Origin of the sequence: Intrasporangium sp., from assembly GCF_039812505.1 — a bacterium.
Taxonomy (GTDB): domain Bacteria; phylum Actinomycetota; class Actinomycetes; order Actinomycetales; family Dermatophilaceae; genus Intrasporangium_A.
Genome location: NZ_JBDIAQ010000203.1, coordinates 1 through 4,889, shown reverse-complemented (window position 1 = coordinate 4,889; position 4,889 = coordinate 1). Strand labels below are relative to the sequence as shown.

General features: G+C 71.9%; 4 protein-coding genes. 2 read left to right on the top strand and 2 right to left on the bottom strand.

Features of this window, described 5'->3' with window-relative positions:
- Positions 1-163: 163 nt before the first annotated feature.
- Both WMI84_RS16875 and WMI84_RS16870 read right to left on the bottom strand, forming a co-directional pair.
- Positions 164-1,681, bottom strand: a complete 1,518-nt coding sequence (locus WMI84_RS16875; protein ID WP_347354938.1) for an acyl-CoA synthetase — start codon at positions 1,679-1,681, stop codon at positions 164-166.
- Positions 1,682-1,739: 58 nt separating this feature from the next.
- Positions 1,740-3,269, bottom strand: coding sequence for an amidase (locus WMI84_RS16870; RefSeq protein WP_347354937.1), 1,530 nt, complete (start codon positions 3,267-3,269; stop codon positions 1,740-1,742).
- A 278-nt stretch (positions 3,270-3,547) separates the two neighbouring features.
- On the opposite strand from WMI84_RS16870, the gene WMI84_RS16865 reads away from it, so the two are divergent.
- Both WMI84_RS16865 and WMI84_RS16860 read left to right on the top strand, forming a co-directional pair.
- Positions 3,548-3,823, top strand: coding sequence for a transposase (locus WMI84_RS16865; RefSeq protein WP_347354936.1), 276 nt, complete (start codon positions 3,548-3,550; stop codon positions 3,821-3,823).
- Complete coding sequence (locus WMI84_RS16860; RefSeq protein WP_347354935.1) at positions 3,771-4,802, top strand: IS110 family transposase; 1,032 nt, start codon at positions 3,771-3,773, stop codon at positions 4,800-4,802. Before WMI84_RS16865 ends, WMI84_RS16860 begins: the two co-directional genes overlap by 53 nt.
- Positions 4,803-4,889: the final 87 nt, after the last annotated feature.

Genomic DNA, 4,889 nt, shown 5'->3' with positions numbered 1-4,889 from the left:
ACATGACCTGCGATCCGCCGCGACACCTGGCCTGCCACCGACCCTGCGACACGACCCGCGATCCGTCGCGACACCTGACCTGCCACCGACCCTGCGACATGACCCGCGATCCGCCGCGACACCCTGGCCTGCCACCGACCCTGCGACACGACCCGCGCCGCGCTCAGGAGCCGCGCAGGTCGCGCTTGAGGATCTTGCCCGAGGCGTTGCGCGGCAGCTCGTCGACGAAGGTGATCCGCTTGGGGATCTTGAAGCCGGCCAGCGTGGTGCGCGCGTGCGCCACCAGCTCGGCCTCGGTCACCTCGCCCTTGCGGACCACGAACGCGGTGACCGCCTCGACCCACTTCTCGTCGGGCATGCCGACGACGGCGACCTCGGCCACCGCCGGGTGGGTGTAGAGCGCGTCCTCGACCTCGCGGGAGGCGACCAGCACCCCACCGGTGTTGATCACGTCCTTGATCCGGTCGACCACGAAGACGTAGCCCGCCTCGTCCATCCGGACCAGGTCGCCCGAGTGGAACCAGCCGCCGGCGAACGCCTCCTCGGTGGCCTGCGGGTTGTCCCAGTAGCCGTCGCACAGGTGTGGCGAGCGGTAGACGATCTCGCCGGTCTGCCCGACCGGCACGTCGTCGCCGTGCTCGTCGACGACGCGCGCCTCGACGAACAGGCAGGGCCGGCCGGCCGAGTCGGGCCGGTCGGCGTGCTCCTCGGGTCGCAGGATCGTCGCGAGCGGGGCGATCTCGGACTGGCCGAAGCAGTTGTAGAAGCCGAGCCCGGGCATCTTGGCCTCCAGCCGCCGGATGATCGGGACCGGCATGATCGAGGCGCCGTAGTAGGCCTTGCGCAGCCCGGACAGGTCGCGGGTCTCGAAGTCGGCGTGGTTGGTCAGGGCCACCCAGAGGGTCGGCGCCGCGAAGAAGGCCCGGTGCCCGTCACGCTCGATGCGACGCAGGATCTCGGTGCCGTCCGGCACCTCCAGGATGGTGTTGGTCGCGCCGATCGCGAGCCACGGCATCAGGAAGACGTGCATCTGCGCCGAGTGGTACAGCGGCATGACGTGCAGCGGGTTGTCGTCGGCGTGCAGGTCGAGCCCGACGATGCAGGATACGTACTCGTGGACCAGCGCCCGGTGGCTCATCATCGCCGCCTTGGGCCGCGACGTGGTGCCGGACGTGTAGAGGAACTGGGCAACGTCGGTGTCGGCCACGTCGACCTCGATCGTGGGCACGGCCGCCTCGGTCGCGGTCTCGACGATCGACCCGGCCTTGTCACGCAACGGGATCCGGTGCTCGAGCCGCTCGAGCACCTCCGCGTCGACACCCTCGAGGGGCGCCTCCAGCGCCGGGTCGACGAGGATCGCGCGCGCGCCCGACTGCGAGATCAGGTAGCTCAGCTCGGCGCCGGTGAGGTTGTAGTTGAGCGGGACGTGCACCAGCCCGGCCCGGGCGCAGGCGAGGAAGCCGATCAGGTAGGCGTCGGAGTTCTTGCCGTAGGCGGCGACCCGATCCCCCTTGGCCAGCCCGAGACCCAGCAATCGGCCCGCCGCGCGTGACACGGCGAGGTCGAGAGCGGCATACGTCCACTCCCGCTCGCCGAAGACCAGCGCCAGCCGGTCGCGGTAGGTGCGGGCGCTGCGGCGGATGATGCCGTCTACGGTGCTGGATCGAAGGGCGTGGCTCACGGGCACTCCTCAGGCGCGGGCCCGTTGGACGGGCATCCCGGTCAGGTGTGCTCCGACCCTAGACCGATCGGCCGCCGGTGAGGAGTTTCGGACGACGCCGCTCCGGCCACCGGGTCGCGGCGTGCCAGGTCGCCGCAAGGCGCAGCACCGCGGTGTCGGCGTGGTTCGGGCCGATGACCTGCAGGCCGACCGGCAGGCCGGACGGTCCGAAGCCGGCCGGCATGGCCAGGGTGGGGGCGCCCAGCAGCGTGCCGATCGTGGCGACCTCCATCCAGCGGTGGTAGGACGACATGGGACGGCCCGCGACCTGCTCCGGCCACGGCGTCCGGACGTCGAAGGGCATGACCTGCGCGGTCGGCAGGAGCACGAAGTCGGTCGTCTCGAACAGCCCGAGGAAGCCGCGGTAGAGGTCGGACCGGCGCGCCGAGGCCGCGAGCAGGTCGGCCGCGGTGATCGGGCCGGCGCCGGCGAGGCCGTGCAACAGGCCGTCGACCTCGTAGACCGCCTCCGGCTTGAGCATCGCCCGGGTCCGCGGATCCTCGTAGAGCGGCCGGATGGCGCCGCCCGCGAGCACGTGCCGGTAGGTGCGCCACAGCTCCCACAGGTCGTCCGTGCCGCGGAAGCCGCCGTGCGCGGGCAGCTCGTCGCGGAAGGTGACCTCGAAGCCGAGGCCGGCCAGCCGCTCGACCGCGGCATCGCAGATCTCGAGCACCTCCGGCTCCATCGGCAGATAGCCGCCGAGATCCCGCAGCCAGAGCACCCGTCCGCCGGCGAGCGGCCGGCAGCAGGCGGCCACGTCGAGACCGGGGCCGTCGAGCGAGAGGGGCGCCTGGGCGGCATACCCGCTCATCGTGCCGAGCAGGAGCGCAAGGTCGAGCGGGGTGCGGGCGATCGGCCCGGCCACGCTGCCCTGGTCGACGAACAGCTCGCCCTCACCGGCGGGGACCCGGCCGAAGGAGGGGCGCAGGCCGTACACGTTGGTCCAGCCCGGCGGGTTGCGCAGCGAGCCCATGAAGTCGCTGCCGTCCGCGACCGGGAGCAGGCGCAGCGCCACCGCGGCGGCGGCGCCTCCGCTGCTGCCGCCCGGGGTCCGGGTGAGGTCGTAGGGGTTGCGGGTCAGGCCGTGCACGCGGTTGTACGTCTGCGAGCCGAGGCCGAGCTCGGGGGTGTTGGTCTTGCCGATGAAGATCGCGCCGGCGGCCCGGATCCGCTGCACGAAGCCCGCGTCACAGGTGGCCGGCGGGACCGACTCGAGGGGACGGTAGAAGCCCTTCGTGGTCGGCAGCCCGGCGACGTCGGCGAGGTCCTTGACCGCGTGCGGGAAGCCGTGCATCCAGCCCTGCCGCTCCCCGCGGGCGAGCCGGGCGTCCTTCTCGGCGGCCTCGGCAAGCAGCTCGTCGCGGGGGCGCAGCGAGACGATGGCGTTGACGTGCGGGTTGACCAGGTCGATGTGGTCGAGGTATGCCGCCATCACCTCGACGCACGTGACCTGGCCGCCCGCGATCGCCGCGGACAGCTCGGCGCCGCTCCAGTCGACGATCCGGGTCAGGTCGTCCGGGCGCGGCACGGTCGACGGGTCCAGGCTCACTGGTCTACCTTCCTCATGTCAGCGGTTCCCGATGGATCGTTGATGAAGCACCCGAGGTGCCACCAGGCCATCGCCCGGCTCGCTCGACGCGATGGATGTCCAGCATGAGATCTGCGAGGTCTGGTGGTCGCCCGGGACGTGCGGACCGTCGACAGGGCTGAGCGCCAGGGCCTCGAGCTGAGAGCGCCGATCAGTGAGCGAACCGGCAGCTGCGTCCCGGCACCAGCGGCACCACACGAGGGTGCCTCCCCACTGGGACTAGCAGCGAGGAGGCTGACATGCAGTCTGCCAGCAACACCCTGCCCGAAACACCCCCGAACGACGTCACCGCCGGGATCGACTGGGCCCGCGACGACCATGCCGTATGCATCGTCGACGGCCGGGGCCGCGAGGTGGCCCGCACCATGGTCGAGCACACCGCCGCTGGGCTGCGCGAGCTCGTCCGGTTCCTGGGCCGACACGGCGCCGGCGAGGTCGCCATCGAACGCCCGGACGGGCCCCGTGATCGACACCCTCCTGCAAGCCGAGCTGACCGTGGTGGTGATCAGCCCTAACCAGGTCAAGAACTTGCGCGGCCGGTACGGCTCGGCCGGCAACAAGGACGACCGGTTCGACGCGTACGTGCTCGCAGACACCCTGCGCACCGACCGGGCCCGGCTGCGCCCGCTGCAACCCGACACGCCCGCCACCCTCGCGCTGCGCCGCGCCTGCCGGGCCCGCAAGGACCTGGTCGGCCACCGGGTCGCGGCCGCCAACCAGCTGCGCGCCCACCTGCGCAACGTGTTCCCAGGCGCGATCGGCCTGTTCGCCGACCTCGACTCGCCGATCAGCCTCGCGTTCCTGACCCGCTTCACCACCCAGGCCGGCGCCGACTGGCTCACCCCCAACCGGCTCGGCACCTGGTTGGCCAAGCAGGGCTACTCCGGCAAGACGGCACCCGAGACGCTGCACGCCCGCCTGACCGCCGCGCCGCGGGGCCTGCTCGGCGCCGACGGCGACACCCAGGCCCACATCACCCGGGCCCTGCTCGCCGTGCTGGCCACCCTGGTCGAGCAGATCAAGGCCCTCGAGACCCAGATCAGCGCCCAGCTGACCGCGCACGCGGACCAGCACATCTTCACCAGCCTGCCCAAGGCCGGCCGCGTCCGCGCCGCCCGCCTGCTCGCCGAGATCGGCGACTGCCGCGCCAAGTACCCCACCCCCGAGTCGCTGGCCTGCCTCGCCGGGGTCGCCCCCTCCACGAGGCAGTCCGGCAAGGTCCGCGCCGTCGGGTTCCGGTGGGCCTGCGACAAACAGTTGCGCGACGCCGTCACCGACTTCGCCGGCGACTCGCGCCACGCCAACCCCTGGGCCGCCGATCTGTACAACCGAGCCCGATCCCGAGGACACGACCACCCCCACGCCGTACGCATCCTCGCCAGAGCCTGGCTCTTCGTGATCTGGCACTGCTGGCAAGACGGCACCGCCTACGACCCAGACCTTCACCAAGCCCTCCAACGCGTCCTGCAGGCCACCGAAACCAAGACGGGTTGACACAGGGCTTCTCATGCCGGCTCCTCTGGTGGGATCGTCCTCGGATGCGGGTTGCCTGCCTGCAGGCTGTCAGGTCGCGTGTGGGGA